The 2,166-nt window shown below is 36.9% G+C and carries 3 protein-coding genes; all 3 read left to right on the top strand.

Annotated elements, in window-relative coordinates:
- Nucleotides 1–718 (top strand): serine hydrolase domain-containing protein (locus WBV75_RS13315; protein WP_424121075.1); only part of this gene is annotated, 718 nt, incomplete at its 5' end.
- Nucleotides 719–903: 185 nt separating this feature from the next.
- On the top strand, nt 904–1,194 hold the full coding sequence (locus tag WBV75_RS13310; RefSeq protein ID WP_424121074.1) for a Bor family protein: 291 nt from the start codon (nt 904–906) through the stop codon (nt 1,192–1,194).
- A 575-nt stretch (nt 1,195–1,769) separates the two neighbouring features.
- Nucleotides 1,770–2,166: hypothetical protein (locus WBV75_RS13305; protein WP_424121073.1), on the top strand; the 397-nt coding region annotated here is incomplete at its 3' end.

The raw sequence follows: 2,166 nt of genomic DNA, 5'->3' as shown, positions 1-2,166 counted from the left end.
CTTATTGGAGGGTGGCGAATTGTACGATCGGGAGGTAAATTTCTGGAAAGACAAACCAGAATCCCTCTTTCAATATTCCAACGTGGGTTATGCGCTGCTTGGTCTCGTCATTGAAGAAGTTACAGGCAGGGCTTTCAATGATTTTATTGAAGAAGAGATTTTTGTGCCCTTAGGAATGGAGCAGGCATACTGGTTTTTGGCAGATATCCATCATCGCAACATTGCACGACCGCACGAAATGCCCACTAAACATACGGACTTTAAAGAACCGAAAGTGCTAAATCACTACGGATACCCGGATTATCCAAGTGGTCAGATACGCACAACCACCGCGGACTACAGTCGATTTATACAGCTTTTTTTAAATGAAGGGATGGTCAACGGAAAACAATTTTTATCTAAAACCTCAATCGAAGATTTTCTGAATGTACAATATCCTGACAAATTCAAATATCAGGCGATTGCATGGAACTACAACGAATTCGACAATTGGATTTATTATTTGCTAATGCCCCGACTCCCATCACACACCGGAGCAGACCCCGGAGTAGCTACCGTGGTGTCTTTTGATCCTGGAAAAAAGATTGGGGCCATCATTTTCACCAATTCCCCTTCGCCCGGCTTTATCAATCAAAAGCGTTTTTACCAGGAAGTTATGAAGAGACTACTCAAAGAGGCAAAGCGGCAGGTAAAGAAGGAAAATAAAAATGTAAAATGAATACCAACAAAGAATAAGCACCATAAAAATGGGCGCTTAAACACCCGTCAGACTAAACGTTGTGTACAAAGCCAGCAAAAACCTCAAAAATAAAACAGGTAAATTACTTAACTTTATCTTTTGGTCGGAATAAGCAGAAGAGACCCTAAATCGAAGTATGCCCCATTACATTATTTATTAGTTCTATGAAAAAGACGCTTAAAATGTTTTCAATGCTATCATTGCTCGTCGCGATGTCATCGTGCTATACGCATAAATTCGCAGTAGGTGACGGTCCTCAATCGGGTGTTGAAGTAACAGGAAAAAACAACTTTTTTGTTTATGGTTTAATTCCTGGAAAAGTAAGTGATCCTCAAGCATTGGCAGATAATGCTGCCGACTTCGAGATAACAGAAAGTATGACATTTGTTGATGGCCTGTTAGGAGTTATTACACTAGGCATCTACACACCAACGACTACTACAATTAAAAAGTAAGACACGTTTTCTGATGGTTTGTGAAAAGAAATTTTCACAGACCATCATTTTTTAATAGAAGTAATGAAGTATATACTAGTTTTAATAGGTATTGGTCTTATCGGCTATGCGTTATTATATTTCATTAAATTAATTGACCTCTTAATGAATTCGCATGAATTTACAAATTATGGTCTCGGGGTTTTAGCAGGTAAAACCATCCTATTTGTATTAGGGATTTTTCTTATGTCTGTTGGGATAAAGCAATTAAGACAAAAAAATCGGGATTCATAACACTTCTATTAAGATAAATAGGTCTTAAAACATATTTGGCATTTGGCCTGTTTTTCAAATTCCTAGCTTCAATACATTCTACAATTTACACTTTCCGCTTGGTGAAGGGGAAAATAAATTCACCTGTTTCTTTCCATCCAGATGCTCCCTGGAAATTACTGCTCGAAGAATTCTAAGAGCTATACGCACGTCGCTGAGAAGCCTTTTAAGGGAATTGACGATTTGCTATCTTAGGCCTATAAGCGTTATATAGTGCATAATGCACTATACACATACGTTGGCATTCATTAAATTGAGATATTATGAAATTAGCAAAAGCACTTTGGATATTAGGAAACCTTCTGGTAAATATTACTATAGGGATTTACATTTATCTTTCGAGTAAAGCACCATTAGATCCCATTGAAAGACATAATTATTTAAACGAGAATTGGGATGTTTATGCAGGCCATTGGAAAGCCGAATTTGTTTTTATGACTATGATTGCAATTGGAGCAATTTATTTCGCTATTAACTTTAAAAAGATTAGTTGGACTTTAGTTTCTGTTGGCCAATTAATTTCACTCAGTTTGTATCCAATTATGCTTGGCGGTTATCAAAATACGCCATTTGAAATTGCAGAAATGGCTAATCAAATGGCTATTGTCGTTTTTGTATTTGGAAATATAGTTTTCCTTGGAGGTCTGATACATCTATATC

Origin of the sequence: Robiginitalea sp. (assembly GCF_049588695.1) — a bacterium.
Lineage (GTDB): Bacteria > Bacteroidota > Bacteroidia > Flavobacteriales > Flavobacteriaceae > Robiginitalea.
Note: the sequence above shows the minus strand (reverse complement) of the source record. Positions and strands in the feature narration are given on the sequence as shown.

Excerpts from the sequence above, each read along its gene's own strand:
- WBV75_RS13310 (WP_424121074.1), top strand. The coding sequence starts at position 904 with ATGAAAAAGACGCTTAAAATGTTTTCAATGCTATCATTGCTCGTCGCG.